Genomic DNA, 24,853 nt, shown 5'->3' on the forward strand with positions numbered 1-24,853 from the left:
AGTTACAAAAATGCCGCTCATTGAGCGGCATTTTTTTTATTGATAAAAAGCTATAGCTTAGAAGCTAAAAGACAGAACGTTAGCCTCGACCACCTTTGATCGCTTTGATGATTTCAGTCGTAGAGCAACCATCTTCAAAGTTAAGCACTTTCACTTCACCACCAGCCGCAATCACTTCCGCACCACCCGCGATCTCTTCAGGTTTGTAATCGCCACCTTTCACTAGAATGCTTGGTAGTACCTCAGAGATCAAACGTTGCGGTGTATCTTCAGAAAACGGAACCACCCAATCAACCGCGCCTAAGCCAGCCAATACCGCCATACGACGATCAGTTGGATTGACAGGGCGACCTGGCCCTTTTAAGCGTTTCACTGACTCATCAGTATTTACTGCAACGATCAAACGATCACCCAATTCAGCAGCATGGTTCATGTAAGAAACATGGCCGGCATGCAGAATATCAAAGCAACCATTGGTCATAACCACTTTCTCGCCTTTCGCACGAGCACGTTTCACCGCTTCAACCAATGCAGCTTCAGAGATCACGCCGTAGTCTGTATCTTGGCTACCGTGAATCGCTTCCGCTAACTCAATCGTCGACAGCGTCGATGTACCTAACTTACCGACTACCACTCCAGCTGCCGCATTTGCTAACGCACACGCCTCATCCAGTGGTTTGCCCGCAGCAACTGAAGCCGCCAATACCGAGATAACGGTATCACCAGCACCCGTCACGTCATACACTTCTTTCGCTTGAGTCGGCAAGTGGAATGGTGCCTGACCTTTACGCAGCAGTGTCATACCATGCTCACTACGAGTCACCAACAAGGCTTCAAAGTCATACTTCTCAATCAAGGCTATACCCTTCTCGATGAGATCTTCTTCTGACTTAACCTTTCCTGCCACCAGCTCGAATTCCGACATATTTGGCGTAAGCAGAGTCGCACCACGGTAGCGTTCTAAATCGGCACCTTTGGGATCGATAAAAACCGGAACGTTCGCAGCACGTGCTTTTTGAATAAAGCTCTGCACATGCTCCAAAGCGCCTTTTGCGTAGTCAGATAGGATTACCGAACGTACATTAGGAAGTGCTTGTTCCATGCGAGACAAAATAAGTTCAGGATCCGTGTTCTCAAATTTCTCTTCAAAATCAAGACGAATCAACTGCTGACCACGGCTCATCACGCGCAGTTTGGTAATCGTTGGGTAATCTTTCAACTCAACAAAATCACACTTAACCTTTAAAGCAGCCAAGGTATCTTTTAACACCTCGGCTGGTTCATCTTTACCAGTTAAGCCAACAACATGAGCATGGCCACCAAGAGAAGCAATATTCATTGCAACGTTGGCAGCACCACCTGGACGCTCTTCGTTATTTTCTACTTTTACAACAGGGACAGGTGCTTCTGGTGAAATACGGCCAGTTGGGCCATACCAGTAACGATCAAGCATTACGTCACCGACAATAAGAACACCTGATTGGCTGTAGTCAGGTAGAATTGGTTTCATTGTTGAACTCCAAAAATCGAATCTGGCTAGAGTCTAGCACACCGATTACAGTGGCTAAAACATATAAAAATGAGTAAAGCCTATCTCTATAGGCACTGCGAAAGATAAGCAAAAGACAACTTATACTTCCATCCATTGCTTCCAAGCTTGAACCACATGTTCTCTTTCCATTTCGAACTTATCAATCGCTACGTCTGCATCCAGGTTAAGTAAGTTTCGATGGTGAATTTCATCACGCAACGTTGTATAGGCATTGATCAGTGCCATACCTTGTTGCTCGTCCATAATCCCTTGCGACAGCAAACTTTCAAAGATTCTCACATTGTCGCACCAGCGAGTGAGTTTCGGCTTTTCATTACTGTATCGCAGCACTAAGTATTGCGCTAAAAACTCAACATCAGTAATCCCACCCGCATCTTGCTTAAGCATGAAACGACCGGATTTTTTACCACCTAGATGACCACGCATTTTTTCACGCATATCAACAACCGACTTTTTTAAAGTGGCTTCGTCACGTGGAAGACACAACACCTCATGACGCGTTTTATTGAACGCTGTAGCCAACCGTTCATCTCCGAAAATCATACGGGCGCGAGTCAAAGCTTGATGCTCCCAGGTCCAAGCGTCCTTGTGTTGGTACTCATCAAAGGCATCTGTTGGGCTAACCATTAGACCAGAGGCACCCGAAGGACGCAGGCGAGTATCCACTTCGTATAAAATTCCAGAAGCGGTTCTGGTTGAGAAAATATGAATAATACGCTGTGCCAACCTAAGGTAAAACTGACGTCCATCGATCTCTTTCTTACCATCAGTATAGATATCAACAGGACAGTCGTGCATGAATACGATATCGAGATCGGAATTATAGCCAAGTTCCCAGCCTCCCACTTTGCCATAGCCAATAACTGCAAACCCACGACCTTCGCGGTCTTTCACATGAGTTGGTTCACCAAACTTCGCCGACACCTGTAACCAAGCTTGATTAACACCCGCTTCGACAATCGCTTCTGCTAAATACGTCAAGTGGTCACTCACCTTCATGACAGGTAGAGCACCCGCAATATCCGCGGCTGCAATTCTCAATATACAGGTCTGCTTAAACTGACGCAGGCCTTCCATCTGCTGCTCCATATCATCTTCAGGAATACGAGCAAGATAATCACGTAATTCTGTCTTGTAAGACTCAAGCGGCACTGGGTTATAGAGCTGCTGAGGGTCGATAAGTTCATCAAGCAGGATTGGGTAACGTCCAAGCTGCTCAGAGATCATTGGGCTGGCGGTACATAATCGAACTAACTGAGTCAGTGCAGCAGGGTGTTCATCTAATAGCTCGAGATAGGTGGTACGCGTGACTATTTTGTGCAATAAATGCAATACCCGAGACAAACCAAACTCCGCATACTTATTGGTATACAGAGCTTGAAAGACTTTAGGCATTAAACGATTTAAGACCTCCCTCCCACGTGGACCAAGAGTTTTCTTAGCAAGGTCAGCTTTAAACTGAATGATCGTTTTCGCCGCTTCTGGCGGGCTAACTACTGCGATGTCGTGTTCTAAGACATGCTCAATCACATCGGGTTTATGAGCCATATCCCACAACTCATTAAAGTAACTCGCGACGGGATTCGCATCCTCTTCTTCCATCCCAATAAGATCTTCAAATACGGTATGTACATTCGCCATATGTGCACGAGTTGCAGTAATCAAGCTATCCCAATCAGAAAATTGCATCGCAACAGCAAGCTGCAGTTGTTCGTGCTCACTATCTGGTAAGGTTTGAGTTTGCTTGTCAGCCATCGCTTGTAATAGGTTTTCAAGTCGACGCAAGAACATATAAGCATTGCGTAAATGGTCAACCTCTTCGGCCTCTAATAACTGGAGAGATTCAATAGCACTTAACGTTTTCAACAAGCCTCGACTACGAAGACTCGGTTCGCGCCCACCACGAATTAACTGAAAGACCTGAGCAATGAACTCAACTTCACGAATACCACCAGAACCAAGTTTAATATTGTTTGATAAACCACGACGACGTACTTCACTGCTGATCATCGACTTCATCCGGCGAAGAGACTGAATCGCACTAAAGTCAATATAACGACGGAACACAAATGGCCGCATCATCTGGCGTAGTTCTTGGTATTCGGGGTACATTTCACTACCCATCACTCGCGACTTAACCATCGCATAACGTTCCCAATCACGGCCTTGTTCCTGATAATAATCCTCAAGTGCGGCATAGCTCATCACCAATGGGCCACTCTCACCAAACGGACGCAAACGCATGTCAACTCGATAACAGAATCCATCAAATGTTTGCTGATCAAGCGCCTTGATAATACGCTGGCCTAAACGAGTAAAAAACTGCGCATTGGCGATACTACGTCTTGCGCCTTGCGTTTCACCATTTTCAGGGTAAGTAAAAATCAGGTCGATATCAGAAGAGAAGTTGAGCTCACCGCCACCTAGCTTGCCCATACCAATGATCAGCATCGGCTGCGCTTCACCTTGTTCGTTGCAAGGCGTCCCCCACTCCTTACAGCAAATATCGTACTGCCATTGATAGGTTTCGAAGATCATCGCCTCAGCCAACATCGATAAATGATTTAAGCTCTGCTCTAACTCCCAAGACCCCATGAAGTCACGCCAGGCGATATAAGTCATTTCTCGATTACGGAACTGACGCAACACATGTTGACCACTCATTTCATCTGCGCAACCAGACAACAATTCGGCCAATCGCTCACGATAGCCTTCAGCTCGCTCTTCACATGACAACATGGCTGGTAAGGTGTTAGATAAAATCGTATCACGTTGTAAGCTATCACCAATAAAACAGCTCAAACCCAATACATACTTAAGGTCGTCAATCAATGGCTCGGGCCAATGACTAATGGCTTCACTTTGATGTTCTAACAATTGCTCAAAAGCAGACTGCGAATGAGTGACGAGTTGAGAAGGCAATAGCATGTTTCTTCCTTGTATTAGCTGCGCGCTGAACAGTCAGTTCTGCTCTTAAATAAATAGTATTAACAGCAGAGTATTAATAACTAAAGATAAGTTATACCAAAGTTACGCCAATAAAAAACGCCCACATGAGTAATGTGGGCGTTTTATCGGTGAACTTATCGAGTTAAGCCTTTGTCTCTAAGACATAACTCTTAGAGGTAAAGATTAGGCTTTAAAGGCTAAACCTTAAACTGCTTAATCTTACCGTCGAGCTCTTGCGCGTTGCTTTCCATAAGCTGGGAAGTCTCAAGAAGCTCGCCAACCACCACTACAGATGCTTCAACAAGTTCACGAACATTGGTCAGGTTAACGCTCATCTCTTCAGCAACACTGCTTTGTTGGCCCGCAGCGGTTGCGATCTGGAAGTTCATATCATTGATTTGGTTGACTTGGCTGACGATACCATCAAGCTCAGAGCCTGCATTAGTCACCAGATCAACGCCTTCTGCTGCTTCCACAACACTTTTCTCCATCAGCCCAACCGCGGAGTTAGCACTGCTTTGTAGGTGGCTGATCATGTCTTGGATTTCTACTGTCGCTTGCTGAGTACGCTGTGCAAGATTACGAACCTCATCGGCAACAACAGCAAAACCGCGACCCGCCTCACCTGCACGCGCCGCTTCAATCGCTGCGTTTAACGCCAGTAAGTTGGTTTGTTCTGAAATACCTTGGATAGTACCAACCACGCTGCCGATTGAATCAACGCGCTCTTCAACTTGGTTTACCGCCGCAGCTGAAGCTGCGATGTCGGAAGACAGTTCACTCATCTTAGAAACCGATCCCTGCACGAACTTCTGACCTGTCAATGCTTGGCCTGATGCCTGCTCTGTTAGAGAAGAGGCACTTTGTGCATGTTCGGCTACGGTTTGTACCGTTGACGTCATCTCACTCATTGCTGTCGCAAGCTGATCGATCTCATTGAACTCTTCTTGAGCCGAATCTTTGGTTTCCGACATGCTGATGGTCATCACTTCTGTCAAAGCAAATAACTCATCTGAAGAGGCTACCTGAGTTTTGATCATGTCGTTCAATTGAACTCGCGTTTTTTCGAGTTCGCGTGCCACATCGCCGTATTCATCCTTACAATCCATATGAATTGGCACTGACAGATTCTTGTCTGCCATCGTTTTGATTGCATCATTCAAGTATTGCGTTTGACGGAGCATAACGCGAGCTGCTGCTAATAGAAGAACCACAAATACAATGATCATCAAGGCGGTTTGCCAAGCTACTTGAACGAGGTAAGTTTCATAATGCTGCTGGGCAACTTGGGTATTGTTTGTTGCTGCAAGCAATGAATCGTAAAACGTACTTGCGTCCCATAGCTGCTTTGAAATGATCAAAATCGTGCTGAATACCATCAGCATGATCATTTTCGGAACGAGACGAACGTCAGAGATTACCCTTTCCCACGGCTTGAATGACACTTTAGTCATTGTCAGTTCTCCATTAACTCTTATATATTGATGGCTTCTATATCCGCGACATGGCTATGTCAGTCAAAATTCGCAATTTATTTTGAGCCTCGTATGAATGTTAAATAGTATCAAAGACACAGCCAAGCCGATGAGCTTATTATCACTGATTCTCTCTTTCCTAGCGTTATTTGTGATCTCAGGCTTATTGTTTGCACCAATTGATAAAGAATCGAAACAAGTCCTTATCGGCCTCGATTTTATAATCTGTAGTGTTTTTCTTTTTCAGCTCACAATAGACCTACTCAGATCACAAAACAAAACCGAATTCTTAAAAGTTCATTGGATCGACTTTTTGGCGAGCATTCCAATGATCGAACCGCTTCGTTTTGCTCGTATATTTCAGATATTGCGTGTCATCTTGGTATTACGCTCCAGCAAGCGCATTTTCAGAGAACTGTTTCGCAACCGCAGAGAGACCACTCTCGCCTCAATCATTCTGTTATTGGTAATTTTGCTTACTATCGGCGCCGGTACCATTCTGTTGTTAGAACACAAAGCTCCTAACGCAAACATTACTACCGGCTATGATGCTTTGTGGTGGGCTTTCGTAACAATCAGTACCGTTGGTTACGGTGATCACTTTCCAGTGACCAATTCAGGAAAACTGGTTGCTTCTCTAGTTATCGTTTGTGGGGTAGGTGTTTTTGGTATGATTTCAGGTTTGATAACCTCACTCATCACTTCTCCAACCGATTTACAAAATCAGCAATTGGAGAATAAAGAACGTAAACTGGATAAGATTCTAGAGCAGCAACAATTGATACTCGAACGGCTAGAAAGGCTTGAGCAACAAACAAAAAAATAGGACCGAAGCCCTATTTTATCATTCATATTGGTGTGGGGTTTAGTCTTGCCAGTACGGCTCAACTTCTACACTGATTTGGCGCGTCTGCTCCATTGCATGCAAAATGGACACTTCTTGGCGAGCTAACCAACGTTCCAATTGAACTTTCTCATCACCTTCCAACTTTTCAGTCAGCGGCTCTAGCGTTCTTAGCATCAGCAAATCATCAATCCCTTGTACCATGTCGGCCCACGGTAAGCGGAAACTGTTGCGTTCAACATCGTCGTATAAACTCGCAAAACCGACGCCGGTATATAGACTGCGCATCAAACGGTATTGTTGGTCAATATACGCTTGGCTCGTCATCACTCGTTCTGGTGGAAAAACTTCCATGAGATCTGCCCACGTACGATCAAGCTGTTGCACCGAAAACCATTCAATACCACGAGCCATTTGCTCACGAGCTTTATCGTCTAAAAACGGCTGCCAACCACGAGATAAAATCCAACGGCTTAGGTCTAATAATAGCCCTGTGTAGCGAGAAGAACTCAGTAAGGTAAGAAGCTCTTCGCGGTCTGGAAGTTGATCTTGCATCTCTTTCAGCTCAGTCACTAAAAACTTACGGGCATCTAACTTACGCAGGACATGGCCTTTATCTTCCAGCAAATCTTCAAAGTGGTCATAGGTTTTTAGCCAATCGAGTTCTTGCTCAAGCCACTTCAACTCTTGGCGTAAAATAGCACTTGCACGTCTTGGTACAATACCGCCATAAATGGTGAAGGTTTGACGAATAAAGCTCAGCGAATGACTGATCTCATGCAGTGCTTCTATTGATTGGCGTTCTGTGAAAATCTGCTCATGATAATGCCAATGAGCGAGAGCATGCTCTAACGATTGAATAAAACACGATTCAACGGTGTCACTTTTGTCGGTATCAACTAAGGTTAAAGGAGTCACTTCATCTCCTTGATAACCTTGGGCAAGACGATACCCTTTGGCTGCCTTACTGAGGTTACCGAGGCGCATGCCACCATGCTCAGAAAATTGGCGAGATAGAGTAAACAGAGCGTCCGTTTGGCCTGATTTAAGTTCTAACTCAACTTCACAAATAGGCTCTTGCAGTTCACCAGACTCAACAAAGCCTTGGTCGAACGCAACCTCAACCTGGCTACCATCAGGCATGCCAATCAACCATTGTTCACGAGTGAAGTTAGTAGAGAAAAGAGGCGTAAGCTCAGCTTGAAGCGCGTCGATATCTTTCCCCTCTGGCCAAATGTCCTCAGGGTGCAAAGATAACTTAGGTTCGTTATTGTCGTGTTCGGCATTGTATTCAGGCCTTTGATGCAAGCCAGCAACAACACGTCCTGCAGTCTTTACGGTTTGTACAAATACGTCATCAAAGCGTCGAATGCGCAAGCCGATATCGTGCTTACGTAACCAGTTGTCAGGGGTGTCAAAGTAGATGTTACCTAGCTCACGACAACTGTGCTGAAGTACTTTAGTTTCAGAAATTTTATTGCGTAAAGTCTCTGAAAAATCAGGCGAAACAAAAAACTTCAGTTCTATCTCGGTTTCCATAGTTATACCTTTCTGTGAAGATAGGGACAGGATATTGCCAATTTGAACACTCGGCAAGTCAGAAATATCGCCCTTATGATGATCTAAAACAGTTTTAATGAGAGATTGATTAGGTTAACATGCGCGACTTTGTAGCCATCGCTTAACATTTCACCGTGAATATGGTGTATGTTGTTTTAAGGTTATTATTTATTAGGTTGGATGACCATGCCAGTAAATACAATTATGGGGTTATTTGCAAAGTCCCCAATTAAACCTTTGCAGCGTCACGTGGTATGCGTGAACGAATGTTGTTCTCACCTGATTAATTTCTTTGAAGTATCTTCAAAAGGTGATTGGGAAAAAGCATCAGAAATTCGAGCTCAAATTTCTCACCTTGAGAAAGAAGCTGACGTACTAAAACGTGAAATTCGCCTGAAACTTCCTCGCGGTTTGTTTATGCCAGTTGATCGCACCGATATGTTGGAGCTATTAACTCAACAAGACAAACTTGCAAACCTAGCGAAAGACATTGCTGGCCGTGTATATGGTCGCCAACTTGTCATTCCAGCGCCAATGCAACAGAACTTCATCGCTTACGTTAAACGTTGCCTAGACGCAGCGAACCAAGCACAAAAAGTAATCAACGAACTAGACGAATTACTTGAAACTGGCTTTAAAGGCCGTGAAGTAACACTCGTTGCTGAAATGATTCATCAATTAGATGTTATTGAAGATGATACCGACGCGATGCAGATCGAACTACGCCAGCAGCTAATGGCGATTGAAGGCGATCTGAATCCAGTTGACATCATGTTCTTATACAAGATTCTTGAATGGGTTGGTGGTATTGCAGATCAAGCACAGCGTGTTGGCGCTCGTCTTGAAGTAATGCTTTCTCGATCTTAAATCATACGTTAACCATATAACGAAGAGCACTTTTTCAACCAAACCACTTATGCGCTGAGTATTTCTCTCGCTGAGCGGTTTTTTGCGTCTAAATTTGCTCCGCTTGTTATCAAACAACTAGGTATTACGATGGATATCCTTGCTAACTACGGCACTGTCCTGATTATTGTTGCAGCAGCTTTCGGTTTCTTGATGGCTATTGGTATTGGTGCAAATGACGTTGCGAACGCAATGGGCACCTCAGTAGGCTCTAAAGCTCTAACTGTAAAACAAGCGATCATTATCGCAATGATCTTTGAGTTCGCAGGTGCTTACCTTGCGGGTGGCGAAGTAACTGACACTATCCGTAAAGGTGTTATCGAAACATCTCTCTTCGCTCATCAACCGGATGTACTTGTGTACGGTATGATGTCTGCGCTACTGGCTGCTGGTACATGGTTGCTTCTAGCATCATACATGGGCTGGCCAGTATCAACGACTCACTCTATCATCGGTGCAATCATCGGTTTTGCTTGTGTGTCTGTAGGTACTGAAGCTGTAGACTGGAACAGCGTTCAAGGTATTGTGGGGAGTTGGATTGTCACACCGTTGATTTCCGGTATCTTTGCCTATCTCATTTTTGTAAGTGCTCAGCGACTGATATTCGATACAGAAAACCCGCTGTTTAACGCTAAACGTTTTGTACCTGTGTACATGTTCATTACGACAATGGTTATTGCACTTGTAACGATCAAGAAAGGTCTTAAACACGTTGGCCTTCACCTAAGCGGTACTGAAGCATGGTTATGGGCGGCAGGTGTTTCTGCTGTCGTCATGGTTGGCGGTTACTTATACATTCAAAAGAAATTTGCTAACCGTGAAGAAGACCATGGCTTTGCTGGCGTTGAAGGTATCTTCAGCGTACTAATGGTTATCACAGCTTGTGCCATGGCATTCGCACACGGTTCAAACGACGTAGCTAACGCGATTGGTCCTCTATCTGCGGTTGTTTCAACCGTTGAGCACATGGGTGAAATCTCAGGTAAGAGCACTATCGCATGGTGGATTCTTCCACTCGGTGGTATTGGTATCGTTGTTGGTCTTGCTACCATGGGTCATAAAGTAATGGCAACGGTTGGTACCGGTATTACAGAACTAACACCTAGCCGTGGCTTTGCCGCTCAACTAGCAACGGCATGTACGGTTGTACTGGCTTCTGGTACTGGCCTTCCAATTTCAACCACGCAAACATTGGTTGGTGCGGTTTTAGGTGTAGGTTTTGCTCGTGGTATCGCAGCACTCAACCTAGGCGTTGTGCGTAACATCGTTGCTTCGTGGATTGTAACGCTACCTGCAGGTGCTCTACTTGCTGTTGTATTCTTTTATGCAATTCAGGCTATGTTTACCATGTAATAGCCCTTGCGCTAGTAAGCACTAGCGTCAGAAAACGGTAAGTTTCAGTAATGATATGTAAATGTCATGTCATTATTGACTCAAACGCACAGAAAGGGAGGCTTTGCCTCCCTTCTTTGTTGCACCACATAAAAAAACTAAATATCATTTGCTGATTGAGGCAGACTCATACGCCTACCCAATTTGAATCGTTAAGGGATTTACTGTGAAAAAACTGATTAGCTTAGTTTTGTTCGCAATGCTTGCGGCTCCAGCTGCCTTTGCACAAGACCGTTATATTGCTGACAAACTGTTTACTTATATGCATTCTGGCCCAAACAATACTTACCGTATTATCGGTAGTGTTGATGCTGGTGAAAAGATTACATATCTACAAACAAACAAGAGCACGGGTTACACTCAGATCCAAGATAACCGTGGCCGTAAAGGTTGGGTTGAGAGTAAGTTTGTAAGCACTCAAGAAAGTATGGCACTGCGCATGCCGAAACTAGAGAAAGAGTTAACAGAGGTAAAGGGCAAACTAGCCAATGCACGCCAAAGTGCTGACAGTGAAAAAGCAGGTCTAGCCAGCTCTCTAGAGTCTCGTAACAAGCAAATTGCTGAACTTGAGCAAAACTACAGCGAGATTAGCCAACAGCTCACGAGCTCTCAAACAGAAAACCGTGAACTGCGTGCTAAACTAGATACTCAGAAAGATGACCTATTGTTGAAGTACTTCATGTACGGTGGTGGTGTTGCTGGTGTTGGTTTACTTCTTGGCCTTATCCTGCCACACATTATGCCTCGTCGCAGAAAGTCGCCAAACGGTTGGGCGTAAGCTTATCGTTTTGTGTCAAGTACAGTGAACTCAGTATCAAATATCAAAAAGGAGCACCGCGGGGCTCCTTTTTATTTGCCTGTAACTTTGGTCATCAACTCAAACAATCTCGCTTTTCCACTAGCCTTGCCATTCGTACAGGGCTGGGATCTCTATCTTCTGCTGGTTGAACTCAATAATCACCGATTGGGGCTTAACCTCTAACAACTGAATCTCTTGTCCTATCCACTCCCCTTGAGCCACTTCTTGGCCATTCACTTTGACCCAGCGTTTGGTTTCACTACTCGAGTACATATGAGTTTGTAGGTCTAACTTAGGCAACACTCCAGATAAGCTATTGGTATGCGTTTCCAACTCAATGACCTGAGACCCCGTTTTCCCTGCGGGTCTAGAATCCATCGGCTCAGGCGCGCTTTGTTGCTCGCCCATGATGGATTCAAGCTTCAATGCCAATTCAGGAGGTAACTCACTGAAGTCTAACCCTTTCAGCAAGTCACTATCCGATTGCAACTCGTTACTCTCACCGGTCATACTTGACTGAACCGTTGGTTGAGCACGACCTGACTCAGCACTGGCTGTTGTTTGCGTTGTGCTATTAGTATTGGCCATCACTACTGCTGTGTCAGCTGCGACATTGGTACTTTCAAGCTCAATCTGCGCATACACTTCTTGGCGAGGTAATACTTTTAACGTTTTACTTGTCGGCGCTACACGAACAGCAAACAACGCTTCATCAGCTTCCACCGCTGTAGCTTCAGTCTGTGTTCTGGTTTCAATCCTTTGAGTTTCAAGCTCAGGCTGAGTCTTTGACTCTGGTTGCACGAGACTGACGGGTTGATTGGCCAACACCTGTTGTTGGCTATACGATTGATAAGCCAGAACGCCACCCACCAACAAAGAAGGAACCAAGGTTAAGAGCAACCCCATCGCTAACGATGAACCTCGTTTGTTGCTAACCCCTTTTGCAGAATTAGGAACATGATGATTCTGGTAGCCTTTGAAGGCGGGTTTATTAATAGAAGATTGTTTGTGAGACGACGGTTTAAGTTCGTGCATAATACGTGACATTAGCTTTCGCCCCCTTCTAGTGACATCAACTTGGGAGAGTCAAGTTGAGCTAATCTTTGTAATCTTGTTAACGTCTGTTTTCCAGCGATGCCGTCTACAGATATCCCCTGCCAAGTCTGAAAAGCTTCAACTTTCATTTTTAACTCATCGTCGAACACATCACTGCCAGAGACACCTTCACCCAATACTTCAGACAGTAACAGATCAAGCAACGCAATCGCCTCACCTCGATGGCCTTGTTTAAGCATCTCTCTTAGCGGCTGTTTCCAAATCGCGACATAATCGCCTTGCCAAATTTTCTCTAAGGATTGCTTCGGCATCACCAAGAGCTTTTCATTCACCAGTAACTCGACAGAATCCTCAGACACACCATACAGCACAGCAAACACTGGCTTTTGGTCTATGTCGAGATTAAGTACCACAGGTACACTAAGTTCTAACAATGTATCTAAATTGGCCTGCTGCTGCTCGCACACAAAGACACTTTGTGGCTCACTTAAGCACAAACCATCTCGCAGGGAAGATTGATACCCCCACAGGGTATAAAGATCCTGAATAGCAAGAGATCGGTTAGTTCCCAGCATCAAGTGCTGCTGAATGTGTTTGGGTAATTCAAACTTAGAAGGTTCAGGCTCAACGACTAATTTAGGAGCCTCTGCTAACAAAGAGCGCTGAGCTTCTACAGATACTGGAAGTTGTGCTTCGTTGGAACTTTTAGGCGGTAACCATGAATCTATGTATGCTGGGGCAAAGTTAAACGTCGCTACCGCGAGGCCAACACTTAACGTGGCAATTCCTACGTATTGAAATAATTTAGCTGCTACGTGGGTGACTCGAGGGCTTTCAACATGATACACCTCAGCTTGAAAAGCCATAATCTGCTGACAAGCTCGGTTAACCGTCTCATTTGAGGGCGTTTGCTCACCATCATGGAAAGCTAACTGCAGTGCTTTATCACACACCAAGTTAATCAACCTTGGAATACCATGAGTATATTGGGCGATCAGCTTGATAGAACGGTTGGAAAACAACATCTGCTCACCACCCGCGGTTTCCAAACGAAACGCGATGTACTTACCCGTTTCTTCAGTATTAAGAGGCAGTAAGTGATAACGACCAGTAATGCGCTGAGCAAGCTGACGCAATTGCGTGGTCTGTAGATGTTGCTGCAATTCCGGTTGGCCAACCAACAGCACTTTTAACAACTTGCGACTGTCGGTTTCCAAATTGGTTAGAAGGCGTAACTGCTCCAACACATCGGCAGCGAGGTGCTGAGCTTCATCAATGACCAATAAGGTTTGAATACCGTCTGCATGGCTATCAAGCAGAAAATGATGAATCGCCTGACTCAGTTGCTTGAGCGATGCTTGTTCAGGGTATTCCACCTCAAACTCATCACAGATAGCTTCAAGCAAATCGGTATTCGAAAACGTAGGGTTGAGTATAAGGCCTGCTTGAGTCTGATTATCGAGTGAAGACAACATCGCTTTAGCGACCGTTGTTTTACCAGTACCAACTTCACCAGTAAGCATTGCAAAGCCCCCCCCCTCGCCTAAACCGGCTTGTAGGTTCTGCATCGCCTCTTGGTGGCGCTGACTCAAAAACAAATAGCGAGAATTTGGTACAATCGAAAATGGCATCTCAACGAAGCCAAAATATTCCTTATACATGTGCTGCCCTATAATTACGATTAATGGAAAGTACCATTGCTTGCCGTAAAGTCCAGCAGTGATAAAACATTTCGAGGTGATAAGTTGCAAATATACGATAGCCTACCAAAAGGTAATGGCCTACAACGCTATCTTGTCGGTGGAGCAGTGCGCGATAAACTGCTTAATATTGACAGTTATGATAGAGATTGGGTCGTGGTAGGAAGTACCCCTCAAGAGATGAAAAGCCTTGGTTTCTCGGCTGTAGGTAAAGACTTCCCCGTATTCCTGCATCCAAAAACTAAAGAAGAACACGCACTGGCTCGTACCGAAAGAAAGTCAGGCTCTGGTTACACCGGCTTCGAATGTTACTTTGCCCCAGACGTAAGCCTAGAAGAAGATCTGATGCGTCGAGATCTGACGATCAACGCCATCGCTCAAGATGACAAAGGCCAGCTTTACGATCCTTACCACGGCCAACAAGATCTCTCAAATCGCATTTTAAGACATGTTTCCGATGCTTTTGTTGAAGACCCGCTTCGTGTGCTGCGTGTTGCGCGTTTCGCTGCCAAACTTCACCACCTCAACTTTACAGTCGCACCTGAAACCATGGTGATGATGAGTGAGATCGTGCAATCTGGTGAACTGGCACACCTTACCGCAGAGCGAGTTTGGCAAGAGTGGCACAAATCACTCAGTACACCACACCCTGAAGTGTTCCTCTCGGTTTTAAGAGAGTGCGGTGCATTAGCGGTCGTTCTTCCAGAAATTGATGCCTTGTTTGGTGTACCTCAACCTGAAAAGTGGCACCCAGAAATCGACACGGGGATTCACACTCTGATGGTGGCTCAGCAAGCTGCGCTATTAAGCCCATCGTTACCCGTGCGTTTTGCCGCTCAAGTGCATGATTTAGGTAAAGGTATTACGCCAGAAAGCGAGTGGCCAAGCCACAAAATGCACTGTCATACTGGCTTGAAGATCATTAAGAAGCTATGTGACAGAGTAAGAGTGCCTAATGAATTTAGAGATCTCGCACTGTTAGTCTGTGAGCAACACTCTAATATTCACCGTGCGGGTGAACTCAAACCGACGACCTTTCTCAAGGTTCTCAACAAGTTTGATGTTTGGCGCAAGCCTGAGAGGCTCAACGACATATTGCTTTGCTGCCAAGCCGACCATGCTGGTCGTAAAGGATTAGAAGATCAGCCTTATCCTCAGAAAGCGCGTTTTGAGGCAGCTTATCAAGCCGCGTTACAAGTCCAAGTTAAAGCGATTATTGCCGATGGTTTTCAAGGTAAAGATATTCGAGAAGAGCAAGAGAAGCGCAGAGCTGCCGCGATTGAAAACGCCCTATCAGAACTTGCATATCATTGAACTTCATAACGCTGATTACCATGCATTAAAAAACCCGCGACTAAGCGGGTTTTTTCGTTTCAATCTTTAGGACGCAACATTTGCCTACGTAAGTCGAGTGCTACTGCATCATTAAGAAAGCAAACAGACCAAAACCGAGAATCAAGCGGTAGATAACAAACGGTGTCATGCCCATCCGCGAAATAAGCTTCAAGAAAAAGTAAATGCAGATATAAGCACTAATAAAAGAAACCGCGATACCCGTAAGCAAAGTACCTACATGGATTGGATCACCACTCGTCACCAGCTTTAGACCTAAGTAACCACCAGCCAAAGTGATGATTGGAATAGACATTAAGAATGAGAATCGAGCCGCGGCTTCACGAGTAAAACCAAGATAAAGTGCCGCGGTAATTGTCGCACCAGAACGCGATGTCCCCGGAATGATCGCCATTGCCTGAGCGAGGCCAATAAACAACGCTTTTTTCCAACCGGCTTGATATTCGTCATCACGCAGACTTGAGTTTTTATCGACCCACCATAGCAACAGACCAAAGACAATTGTGGTCGTGGCAATGACCCACGCACTGCGTAAATAAAGCTCGACAATATCTTTCATCAGCAGGCCAAAGATACAGGCTGGAATCGTCGCGAGAATGATCATCCACGCCAATTTTGCTTCCTTACTGCGATCCCCCTTAAATACCGAGCCAAAGAAAGCACTCAAAAGAGACACAACTTCTTTGCGGAAATAGATCACCACAGCCGCCAAAGTACCGACATGGACAGCGACATCAAAAGCCAAGCCTTGATCTTCCCAGCCTAATACAGCCGAAGGAAGGATTAAGTGTGCGGAACTGGAAATAGGTAGAAATTCAGTAAAGCCTTGTACCAACGCCAACATAAACGCTTCAAAATAACTCATTACTTACCTTAAAATTATAATTTTATATTTACGACAGAGAGCGAGTCTAATTGCTGCATCTTCTGCCATATTTCACGGACAGTTCTTCCGTCTTGCGGGATCACTCTCGCAGGACAGAGATCATAAAGTGGTTGTGTTACAAAAGGGTATTTATAGATATCACTGCGTGGTAATTCTGGATCACTCTCAGAAACCACCTCTCCAAACAGCACAATATCAAGGTCGAGCTTTCGATCTTGAAGTTTATGCGCATCTTGAGAACGACCCCATTTAAACTCAATTTTACGCAGTTGCTGTGAAAATTCAGTCAATGAGAGTGATGTGTCGAGTTCTATCACAAAGTTATAAAACGAGTGGCTATTAAAACCGACAGGCTCGCAGTGATAGATTTTAGAGCATTTAAGGTTAGTCCCTAACGATTGAAGCTCTGTCCATGCCACCCTTGCATGCTTGTCGCGGTCTATGTTCGTGCCAACACCAACATAGGCTATTGTCATGCCTGACCTCTTTCGATGATCACGCCAACGGCTTTTGCTTGTGGTACCGCGCCAGGCTTCGCTAAACGAATCTTAATCCAAGGCACTGAAAATTGAGTCATAATTAATTCAGCGACTTCTTCTGCTACACGTTCAACCAATAGGAATCGGCCATTAGCAATATGTTCAAGTACGGCCGTGCTCACTGTCGAGTAGTCCAAAGCATCAACCACATCATCACTCTTGCCAGCTGGGCGGTTGTCATGAGCCATTTCAATATCGAGCACAAGTTTTTGTTTAATCTCTTGCTCCCAATCGTAAACACCGATCGTTGTAATTACTTCTAGCTGTTCAATGAAAACTTTATCCAGTGCCATGACTTGTCCTTTTAGAGGTCGGATACCCATATTGGGGAAAAAAACGTATTATTAGCGTAATTCCAGATATGATACCAATTACTCTTAGATTGAGCATTATTTTCCCACCGTTAAGCTTATAACCGTTTAAGGAAAGACATGACCCCATTGGCACTAATCATGATCATTGCAGCCTATTTGCTAGGCTCAATCTCTAGTGCGGTCTTGATATGCCGAGTCTTAAGGCTCCCAGATCCAAGAACTGTGGGATCGAATAACCCCGGAGCAACCAATGTGTTACGTGTAGGAGGCAAAGGTGCCGCGGCATCAGTACTACTCTGTGACATGCTTAAAGGCACTATCCCCGTCTGGCTTGGTTACTATCTCAAGATCGATCCGATCATTTTAGGAGTTGTGGCTATTGCGGCATGCCTTGGTCATATGTACCCAATATTCTTCCACTTTAAAGGTGGTAAAGGCGTCGCAACGGCACTCGGAGCCATCGCCCCAATTGGATTCGATCTAACGGGAATGATCATGGCGACTTGGTTAGTGATGGCGTTTTTGTTTCGCTATTCTTCTTTAGCAGCAATAGTCACTGTGCTACTTGCCCCATTTTACGCTTGGTTAGTCAAACCTCAATATACGCTGCCAGTTGCCATGCTATGTTGCTTGATCGTACTGCGTCATCACCAGAATATCCGTCGCCTACTTGATGGCAGTGAACCAAAAATTGGACAAAAAAAATCGACTTAAACCGTTCTATATGTCTAGCCGAAGCAAGCAGAAGAAACAAGTGTAAGTCGAACAAAGTTACAGCCAAGTAATGATACTCGACTCTGAATAGATTAAAGTAGGTGCTTGTCTAAAAAGCCTTTCAACATCTTATTCACAAACTCTGGTTGCTCTAGCGAGCTAATATGGCCAGCATCAGGAATCACCACCAGCTCACTGCCAGTAATGCAATCGTGCATTAAGTAAGACTCAAGTACCGGACGCGGTTTATCTTCTTGTCCAACGGCAATCAAAACCGGCAGAGCAAAATTCTCTACAGCTTCAATCATATCTCGGCGACCAAACACCATTCGACCAATTCGTGCCACTTCTTCAGCTTGCTCACCTTCAAGAGCCGATAGCTGCTGAGTAAAGCCTGCAACCAAATCGGGTGTGTTTGTTTGAGCATCGTTAGCAAAAAACAATGGCACAACCGCTTCTACAATCGGTTGAGGGACCATCTTTGTTTGGGTGATGGTATCTAACATGTGGAAATATTTCGTGTGAGCGACTTCTGGCTCTAGACCAACGAAAGTATCCATTAGAACCAAAGACTTGATTCGCGCAGGTGCTAGCTCCGCTAACTCGGCTCCCCACATGCCGCCAACCGATAAGCCAACAACAGAGAACTCTTCGATGTCCAAATGATCCAGCAATGACAACACGTGCTGAGCGTAGTCCTTCAAGTTACGCATCGAGTTCGGTGCAGCTTGAGACTCACCATGAGACCAAAACTCTGGCACAATACAACGGTACTGAGTTTTCAACGCCTCAATCTGTGGCTTCCACATCGCGCTATCCCAAAGGTAGCTGTGACCCAATACAACAACCGGGCCCTCACCTTCATCTAGGTACGCCATCGATTGATTGTCTACAATGAACTGTTTCATTTTCTTCCCTAATCTCTACTACGCATATCGTTCAAGTATATAAATCGACGATACATAAAAACGGCCGCACAAGGCGACCGCATGTTAAACACTCTGCTTTATTCAGCAATTGGCTCAAGTTGATCAATCGGCCAACGCGGTGTAGCGTGAACGGATAAATCGGCTGTTTCACCATTTTTCAGGCGCTGCATACCTGCGTAAGCAATCATGGCGCCGTTATCAGTGCAGAACTCTGTACGTGGGTAGTACACCTCACCACCAACTTTTTTGGCCAGTGCTTCAAGCTCAACACGCAGTTGTTTGTTGGCACTTACACCACCGGCAATCACTATACGTTTCATGCCCGTCTCTACCAAGGCACGCTTACATTTGATGACCAAGGTGGCACAAACCGCTTCTTGGAACGCGTACGCAATATCCGCACGAGTCTGATCATCATTGTCGTTGTCACGAATCGTATTCGCTGCAAAGGTTTTCAGACCAGAAAAACTCATGTCTAGGCCCGGGCGGTCTGTCATTGGACGAGGGAACTTAAAGCGACCTGGTGTGCCTTTTTCTGCGAGTCGAGATAGCAACGGACCACCTGGGTAATCTAAGCCCATCAACTTCGCCGTTTTATCAAACGCTTCACCCGCCGCATCATCAATCGATTCACCAAGAATTCGATACTCGCCAATACCTTTCACTTCAACCATCATCGTATGACCGCCAGAAACCAGCAACGCTACAAATGGGAATGGTGGCGGGTTATCTTCTAGCATAGGCGCAAGAAGGTGACCTTCCATGTGGTGAACAGGCACCGCAGGCACACCCCAAGCGTAAGCAATACTGCGGCCAATGGTTGCACCTACAAGCAGTGCGCCCACTAAACCTGGGCCAGCCGTGTAAGCCACACCGTCAATGTCTTTCGACGTTAGGTTTGCTTCTGCTAATGCCGCTTTAATAAGAGGAATTGTTTTCTTCACGTGGTCACGTGAAGCAAGCTCAGGTACTACACCACCGTAATCGGCGTGCAGTTTTACTTGGCTGTATAATTGATGAGAAAGTAGCCCTTGCTCATCATCATAAATCGCGATTCCTGTCTCATCACAAGAGGTTTCAATACCAATAATGCGCATAATTTTCTCGGCACGCTTTCGTCTAAAATGGGAAATTAGCGCAATATTACCCTGCCTAAGCGCTTCAAACAAATATTGTACAGACTATAATCGACAAAGTGCTTTACAAAGCCACTGTGATCGGATTAAAATTCCGCACCATTTTTGATCAAGCTGGTTAATGGCCAAACGCGAATAGAGAGTTAGCTCGATGGGTAACTTCTCTGATTTGGTACTGAGTGGCCAGCGATAATGAATAACCCCTGAGGTGAAAGGCATATGCCAATAGTTAAAGTACGTGAAAACGAACCGTTCGACGTTGCACTACGTCGTTTCAAGCGCTCTTGTGAAAAAGCAGGTATCCTTTCTGAAGTTCGCCGTCGCGAGCATTACGAAAAGCCAACTACAGTTCGCAAACGCGCTAAAGCAGCAGCTCAAAAGCGTCACGCTAAGAAGCTAGCTCGCGAAAACGCACGTCGCGTTCGCCTGTACTAATAACTTAATCCATAAGGACTGAGTTATGGCTCTTATTGAACAACTCAAAGAAGAGCAAAAATTAGCGATGAAAGCCAAGGACAAACCGCGCCTTGGTACTATCCGCTTAGCTCTTTCAGCAATCAAGCAACGTGAAGTTGACGAACGGATCACTCTGAACGACGACGACATCCTTGCTGTATTAGTTAAAATGGTTAAGCAACGTCGCGATTCTGTTGCTCAATATGAATTAGCAAATCGTCAAGATCTTGCTGATGTGGAACAAGCAGAAATTGCTGTACTTGAAGGCTTTATGCCTCAACCGTTAACAGAAGAAGAAGTTATTGCACTACTTGATAGCGCAATCGCTGAAGCTCAACCAGCGGGCATGCAAGACATGGGTAAAGTAATGGCTATCTTGAAACCACAAATTCAAGGGCGTGCAGATATGGGTAAAGTTAGTGGTTTAGTTCGCTCTAAACTCGCTTAATCCCAAATCAAATTGCAACAAGCCGTGCAATCCTTCGGAACGCACGGCTTGTTTGTATCTATAACCTATTCACACTATTATGATCCACACTCTCAGTTAGTGCATTTTTCTAAGGTTTTATGGCAGGACACATCCCGCGTAGTTTCATCGATGATCTCCTAGCGCGTCTCGACATTGTCGATATTGTGGACGCACGCGTGAAACTTAAGAAAAAAGGCAAAAACTATGGTGCTTGTTGCCCATTTCACAACGAAAAAACTCCCTCTTTCAGCGTAAGCCAAGAAAAACAGTTTTATCACTGCTTTGGTTGTGGCGTGCATGGTAATGCCATCGACTTCATGATGGAGTTCGAACGCCTCGACTTTGTAGAGGCGATTGAAGAACTTGCTTCATTTCTAGGCTTAGATGTGCCAAGAGAGCAACGCAGCGGCGAAATATCAACAACACCAAGAGCCAACAGCGAACAAAAACGTAACCTCTATGATTTGATGGGCGGCATCAGCCAGTTCTATCGCTCACAACTCAAAATATCAGCCAACAAACCTGCGATTGAATACCTAAAAAATCGTGGTCTGTCTGGCGAAATCGTCCAGAAGTTTGGTATTGGTTACGTTGCCGACGAGTGGGACTTGGTTCGTAAAAATTTTGGGCAGCAAAAAGAAGCCCAAGACATGCTTGTCACTGGCGGCATGTTAATAGAGAACGATAAAGGCAACCGATACGACCGATTCCGTGGACGCGTGATGTTCCCGATTCGCGATCGTCGCGGCCGAGTAATCGGGTTTGGTGGTCGTGTTTTAGAAGATGGCACACCGAAATACCTAAACTCACCAGAAACGCCGATCTTCCATAAAGGTAAAGAGCTTTACGGCCTTTACGAAGTGCTGCAAGCCTACCGTGAACCGCCGCAAATACTTGTGGTTGAAGGTTACATGGATGTCGTGGCACTCGCGCAATATGGTGTCGATTACTCAGTGGCATCACTGGGCACCTCGACAACTGGTGACCATGTTCAAATGTTGTTCCGCCAAACCAGTACTGTGGTTTGTTGTTACGATGGTGACCGAGCAGGCAAAGAAGCGGCATGGCGCGCACTAGAAAATGCCCTTGAGTACCTAAAAACCGGCAACACGCTTAAGTTTCTGTTCTTGCCCGACGGTGAAGACCCAGACAGCTATATTAGAGAGCATGGTAAATCCGCTTTTGAACAACTGGTCCACAATGCGACGCCGCTTTCGGCCTATTTGTTCGATAACCTGATTGAAATACACAAGTTGAACTTGGGAACAACCGAAGGGAAATCAGCACTGCGTGCACACGCCAGCGCCTTGATTAACAAAATTCCTGACAGTTACTTCCAAGAACTGCTCGAAAAACTGCTCGATGAGCGAACTGGATTTGATAACCAATTGAGACGTGCGCGTGTTCATACACAGAACACGACACCTCAACCGCATAAAGAGCTCAAGCGCACTCCGATGCGTGAAGTTATCGCTTTGCTTATCCAAAATCCGAGCTATGCTGATATGGTGCCGGATTTATCAAGTGTCAAAGGCTTACAACTGCCGGGACTAAGTTTATTCGTCGAAGTACTTGATATCTGCCAAGTGAACCCCCATATCAGCACAGGCCAATTATTAGAAAATTGGCGAGAAAGCAAACATGAGGCTCTTCTGTCTCGTCTCGCGAGTTGGGAAATCCCCCTCGTTGAAGACAACCAAGAAGACATATTTTTAGATTCATTGGACAACATCCTTGCCCAGTGCGTTGAAAAACAAATTGAAAACCTGCAGGCCAAAGCAAGAAGTGTCGGTTTATCAGCCGAAGAAAAAAGGGAGCTGCTAGCTTTAATGCTAGATCTAAAAGCGTAACCCTGTTTGATTAGTCAGCATTTAATAAATTTGTTAACATAATTGGTTTGCATTTGAGAATGCAACGTCCTTCACCAGACCTGAAGTTGGATATCATCTATGGATCAAAATCCGCAGTCACAGCTTAAATTACTTGTTATTAAAGGCAAGGAACAAGGCTATCTGACCTACGCCGAAGTAAACGACCACCTACCTGCAGAAATCGTGGATTCTGAGCAGGTAGAAGACATCATTCAAATGATTAACGACATGGGTATTAAGGTAGTAGAAACTGCACCTGATGCTGATGATCTAGCATTGAATGATGACGATGCCAATATAGATGAAGATGCAGCTGAAGCTGCTGCTGCTGCGCTTTCAAGCGTAGAAAGCGAGATTGGCCGTACTACAGACCCAGTTCGTATGTACATGCGTGAAATGGGTACCGTTGAACTACTGACTCGTGAAGGCGAAATCGACATTGCGAAACGTATTGAAGATGGTATCAATACGGTTCAACTATCTGTTGCTGAGTACCCAGGCACCATTCCATACATTTTGGAACAGTTTGACCGCGTACAAGCAGAAGAGATTCGCTTAACAGACCTGATCAATGGCTTTGTTGACCCTGATGACGATGGCACTGCAGCGCCAACGGCAACACACATCGGTTCAGAGCTAGCTAAAACAGATCTGGAAGACGAAGACAAAGAAGACGCTGAAGACGACGAGGAAGAGGAAGAAGATACAGGTATCGATCCTGAACTTGCTCTTGAGAAGTTTACAGCACTTCGTACTAGCTATCAAAACCGTCAGCTAGCAATCAATGAATACGGCCACGAGAGCCCGAAAGCAACACTTGCAACAACAATGATGCAAGACGTATTCAAAGAATTCCGTCTGACGCCAAAACAGTTTGACTACCTAGTAAATGAGCTTCGTACGTCAATGGATCGAGTACGTACTCAAGAACGCCTAATCATGCGTCAAACCGTTGAGTACGGCAAAATGCCGAAGAAATCTTTCATTGCTCTATTTACTGGTAATGAATCTAGCGAAGCATGGTTGGATGAAGTTCTTGCTTCAGACAAGCCATACGCTGAAAAGATCAAACGTAACGAGCACGACATCCGTCGTTCTATCCAAAAACTGGATATGATCGAGCGTGAAACGTCTCTAACGGTTCAAAGCATTAAAGATATCAGCCGTCGTATGTCTATCGGTGAAGCGAAAGCTCGTCGTGCGAAGAAAGAGATGGTTGAAGCGAACTTACGTCTAGTAATCTCGATTGCTAAGAAGTACACAAACCGTGGCCTACAATTCTTGGATCTAATCCAAGAAGGTAACATCGGCCTAATGAAAGCCGTAGATAAGTTTGAATACCGTCGTGGTTACAAATTCTCTACTTACGCTACGTGGTGGATCCGTCAAGCAATCACTCGTTCGATTGCTGACCAAGCTCGTACTATCCGTATTCCGGTTCACATGATCGAAACGATCAACAAACTAAACCGTATCTCTCGTCAAATGCTACAAGAGATGGGTCGTGAACCACTACCGGAAGAACTGGCTGAGCGCATGCAAATGCCTGAAGATAAGATCCGTAAAGTACTGAAAATCGCTAAAGAGCCAATCTCAATGGAGACACCAATCGGTGACGACGAAGATTCGCACCTAGGTGATTTCATCGAGGATACGACTCTTGAGCTACCTTTAGACTCTGCAACGGCAACAAGCCTACGCGGTGCAACGAAAGACGTTCTTGCGGGCCTAACACCTCGTGAAGCTAAAGTACTGCGTATGCGTTTCGGTATCGACATGAACACTGACCACACTCTAGAAGAAGTGGGTAAACAGTTCGATGTTACTCGTGAACGTATCCGTCAGATCGAAGCAAAAGCACTACGTAAACTTCGCCACCCAAGCCGCTCAGAAACTCTGCGTAGCTTCCTAGACGAATAATCACACGCTTTAATGTGGTTAGCTTTTAAGCTT

21 protein-coding genes are annotated in these 24,853 nt (G+C 45.2%); 10 read left to right on the forward strand and 11 right to left on the reverse strand.

Translation table 11 applies throughout. The features are described 5' to 3' along the window. Nucleotides 1–79: 79 nt before the first annotated feature. The 3 genes from hldE to OCV24_RS12045 all read right to left on the reverse strand — a co-directional run bounded on the left by hldE (nucleotide 80) and on the right by OCV24_RS12045 (nucleotide 5,955). Nucleotides 80–1,510 carry a bifunctional D-glycero-beta-D-manno-heptose-7-phosphate kinase/D-glycero-beta-D-manno-heptose 1-phosphate adenylyltransferase HldE gene (hldE, locus tag OCV24_RS12035; RefSeq protein ID WP_017056017.1) on the reverse strand — a complete coding sequence of 477 codons (1,431 nt, stop codon included), beginning with the start codon at nucleotides 1,508–1,510 and terminating at the stop codon, nucleotides 80–82. Between the two features lie 120 nt (nucleotides 1,511–1,630). Next, nucleotides 1,631–4,480, reverse strand: a complete 2,850-nt coding sequence (gene glnE / locus OCV24_RS12040) for a bifunctional [glutamate--ammonia ligase]-adenylyl-L-tyrosine phosphorylase/[glutamate--ammonia-ligase] adenylyltransferase (RefSeq protein WP_150878652.1) — start codon at nucleotides 4,478–4,480, stop codon at nucleotides 1,631–1,633. A 218-nt stretch (nucleotides 4,481–4,698) separates the two neighbouring features. Then, nucleotides 4,699–5,955: a methyl-accepting chemotaxis protein gene (locus tag OCV24_RS12045; protein WP_017056015.1), complete on the reverse strand. Its 1,257-nt coding sequence runs from the start codon at nucleotides 5,953–5,955 to the stop codon at nucleotides 4,699–4,701. Nucleotides 5,956–6,052: 97 nt separating this feature from the next. Here OCV24_RS12045 and OCV24_RS12050 point away from each other — a divergent pair, with 97 nt between their 5' ends. After that, entirely contained in the window at nucleotides 6,053–6,802 is a 750-nt protein-coding gene (locus tag OCV24_RS12050; protein WP_046223865.1) for a potassium channel family protein, read from the forward strand. 39 nt (nucleotides 6,803–6,841) lie between these two features. Here OCV24_RS12050 and OCV24_RS12055 read toward each other — a convergent pair whose 3' ends face one another. Next, on the reverse strand, nucleotides 6,842–8,359 hold the full coding sequence (locus OCV24_RS12055; RefSeq protein ID WP_017056013.1) for a CYTH and CHAD domain-containing protein: 1,518 nt from the start codon (nucleotides 8,357–8,359) through the stop codon (nucleotides 6,842–6,844). 207 nt (nucleotides 8,360–8,566) lie between these two features. Here OCV24_RS12055 and OCV24_RS12060 point away from each other — a divergent pair, with 207 nt between their 5' ends. The 3 genes from OCV24_RS12060 (at nucleotide 8,567) to OCV24_RS12070 (ending at nucleotide 11,456) form a co-directional block, all read left to right on the forward strand. Then, nucleotides 8,567–9,247, forward strand: coding sequence for a TIGR00153 family protein (locus tag OCV24_RS12060; RefSeq protein ID WP_017056012.1), 681 nt, complete (start codon nucleotides 8,567–8,569; stop codon nucleotides 9,245–9,247). Between the two features lie 129 nt (nucleotides 9,248–9,376). Then, nucleotides 9,377–10,639: an inorganic phosphate transporter gene (locus tag OCV24_RS12065; RefSeq protein WP_017056011.1), complete on the forward strand. Its 1,263-nt coding sequence runs from the start codon at nucleotides 9,377–9,379 to the stop codon at nucleotides 10,637–10,639. A 205-nt stretch (nucleotides 10,640–10,844) separates the two neighbouring features. After that, on the forward strand, nucleotides 10,845–11,456 hold the full coding sequence (locus tag OCV24_RS12070) for a TIGR04211 family SH3 domain-containing protein (RefSeq protein ID WP_017056010.1): 612 nt from the start codon (nucleotides 10,845–10,847) through the stop codon (nucleotides 11,454–11,456). A 120-nt stretch (nucleotides 11,457–11,576) separates the two neighbouring features. Here OCV24_RS12070 and OCV24_RS12075 read toward each other — a convergent pair whose 3' ends face one another. Further along, nucleotides 11,577–12,524 carry a general secretion pathway protein GspB gene (locus OCV24_RS12075; RefSeq protein WP_150878654.1) on the reverse strand — a complete coding sequence of 316 codons (948 nt, stop codon included), beginning with the start codon at nucleotides 12,522–12,524 and terminating at the stop codon, nucleotides 11,577–11,579. Then, nucleotides 12,524–14,194, reverse strand: coding sequence for an ExeA family protein (locus tag OCV24_RS12080; RefSeq protein WP_208806550.1), 1,671 nt, complete (start codon nucleotides 14,192–14,194; stop codon nucleotides 12,524–12,526). Before OCV24_RS12080 ends, OCV24_RS12075 begins: the two co-directional genes overlap by 1 nt. Nucleotides 14,195–14,230: 36 nt before the next feature. Here OCV24_RS12080 and OCV24_RS12085 point away from each other — a divergent pair, with 36 nt between their 5' ends. Beyond that, nucleotides 14,231–15,547, forward strand: a complete 1,317-nt coding sequence (locus OCV24_RS12085; RefSeq protein WP_150878656.1) for a multifunctional CCA addition/repair protein — start codon at nucleotides 14,231–14,233, stop codon at nucleotides 15,545–15,547. Nucleotides 15,548–15,647: 100 nt separating this feature from the next. Here OCV24_RS12085 and OCV24_RS12090 read toward each other — a convergent pair whose 3' ends face one another. From OCV24_RS12090 to folB, 3 genes are read right to left on the reverse strand one after another with little or no spacing between them, the layout of a single operon-like run. Then, nucleotides 15,648–16,451, reverse strand: coding sequence for an undecaprenyl-diphosphate phosphatase (locus tag OCV24_RS12090; protein ID WP_017056006.1), 804 nt, complete (start codon nucleotides 16,449–16,451; stop codon nucleotides 15,648–15,650). Between the two features lie 14 nt (nucleotides 16,452–16,465). Then, entirely contained in the window at nucleotides 16,466–16,948 is a 483-nt protein-coding gene (folK, locus tag OCV24_RS12095) for a 2-amino-4-hydroxy-6-hydroxymethyldihydropteridine diphosphokinase (RefSeq protein ID WP_017056005.1), read from the reverse strand. Then, nucleotides 16,945–17,304, reverse strand: coding sequence for a dihydroneopterin aldolase (folB, locus tag OCV24_RS12100; protein ID WP_017080233.1), 360 nt, complete (start codon nucleotides 17,302–17,304; stop codon nucleotides 16,945–16,947). The genes folK and folB overlap by 4 nt, the downstream gene beginning before the upstream one ends. Nucleotides 17,305–17,442: 138 nt before the next feature. Between folB and plsY the strand changes: the two genes are divergently transcribed. Beyond that, nucleotides 17,443–18,039 carry a glycerol-3-phosphate 1-O-acyltransferase PlsY gene (gene plsY / locus OCV24_RS12105; protein WP_017056003.1) on the forward strand — a complete coding sequence of 199 codons (597 nt, stop codon included), beginning with the start codon at nucleotides 17,443–17,445 and terminating at the stop codon, nucleotides 18,037–18,039. Nucleotides 18,040–18,131: 92 nt separating this feature from the next. Here the strand turns inward: plsY and OCV24_RS12110 are convergent, their stop codons facing one another. Together OCV24_RS12110 and tsaD are read right to left on the reverse strand one after the other, a co-directional pair. Continuing rightward, a complete protein-coding gene (locus tag OCV24_RS12110; RefSeq protein ID WP_150878658.1) occupies nucleotides 18,132–18,947 on the reverse strand; it encodes an alpha/beta fold hydrolase in 816 nt (271 codons plus the stop codon). Nucleotides 18,948–19,045: 98 nt separating this feature from the next. Then, nucleotides 19,046–20,065: a tRNA (adenosine(37)-N6)-threonylcarbamoyltransferase complex transferase subunit TsaD gene (gene tsaD / locus OCV24_RS12115; protein WP_046223858.1), complete on the reverse strand. Its 1,020-nt coding sequence runs from the start codon at nucleotides 20,063–20,065 to the stop codon at nucleotides 19,046–19,048. Between the two features lie 258 nt (nucleotides 20,066–20,323). On the opposite strand from tsaD, the gene rpsU reads away from it, so the two are divergent. The 4 genes from rpsU to rpoD all read left to right on the forward strand — a co-directional run bounded on the left by rpsU (nucleotide 20,324) and on the right by rpoD (nucleotide 24,820). Beyond that, a complete protein-coding gene (gene rpsU / locus OCV24_RS12120; protein WP_004396009.1) occupies nucleotides 20,324–20,539 on the forward strand; it encodes a 30S ribosomal protein S21 in 216 nt (71 codons plus the stop codon). Between the two features lie 25 nt (nucleotides 20,540–20,564). Further along, nucleotides 20,565–21,008 carry a GatB/YqeY domain-containing protein gene (locus tag OCV24_RS12125; protein ID WP_017056000.1) on the forward strand — a complete coding sequence of 148 codons (444 nt, stop codon included), beginning with the start codon at nucleotides 20,565–20,567 and terminating at the stop codon, nucleotides 21,006–21,008. 119 nt (nucleotides 21,009–21,127) lie between these two features. Beyond that, complete coding sequence (dnaG, locus tag OCV24_RS12130; RefSeq protein ID WP_150878660.1) at nucleotides 21,128–22,879, forward strand: DNA primase; 1,752 nt, start codon at nucleotides 21,128–21,130, stop codon at nucleotides 22,877–22,879. A 99-nt stretch (nucleotides 22,880–22,978) separates the two neighbouring features. Continuing rightward, a complete protein-coding gene (gene rpoD, locus OCV24_RS12135) occupies nucleotides 22,979–24,820 on the forward strand; it encodes an RNA polymerase sigma factor RpoD (protein WP_017055998.1) in 1,842 nt (613 codons plus the stop codon). The last annotated feature ends 33 nt before the right edge of the window (nucleotides 24,821–24,853 follow it).

Source organism: Vibrio kanaloae, from assembly GCF_024347535.1.
In the GTDB taxonomy this organism is placed as follows: domain Bacteria; phylum Pseudomonadota; class Gammaproteobacteria; order Enterobacterales; family Vibrionaceae; genus Vibrio; species Vibrio kanaloae.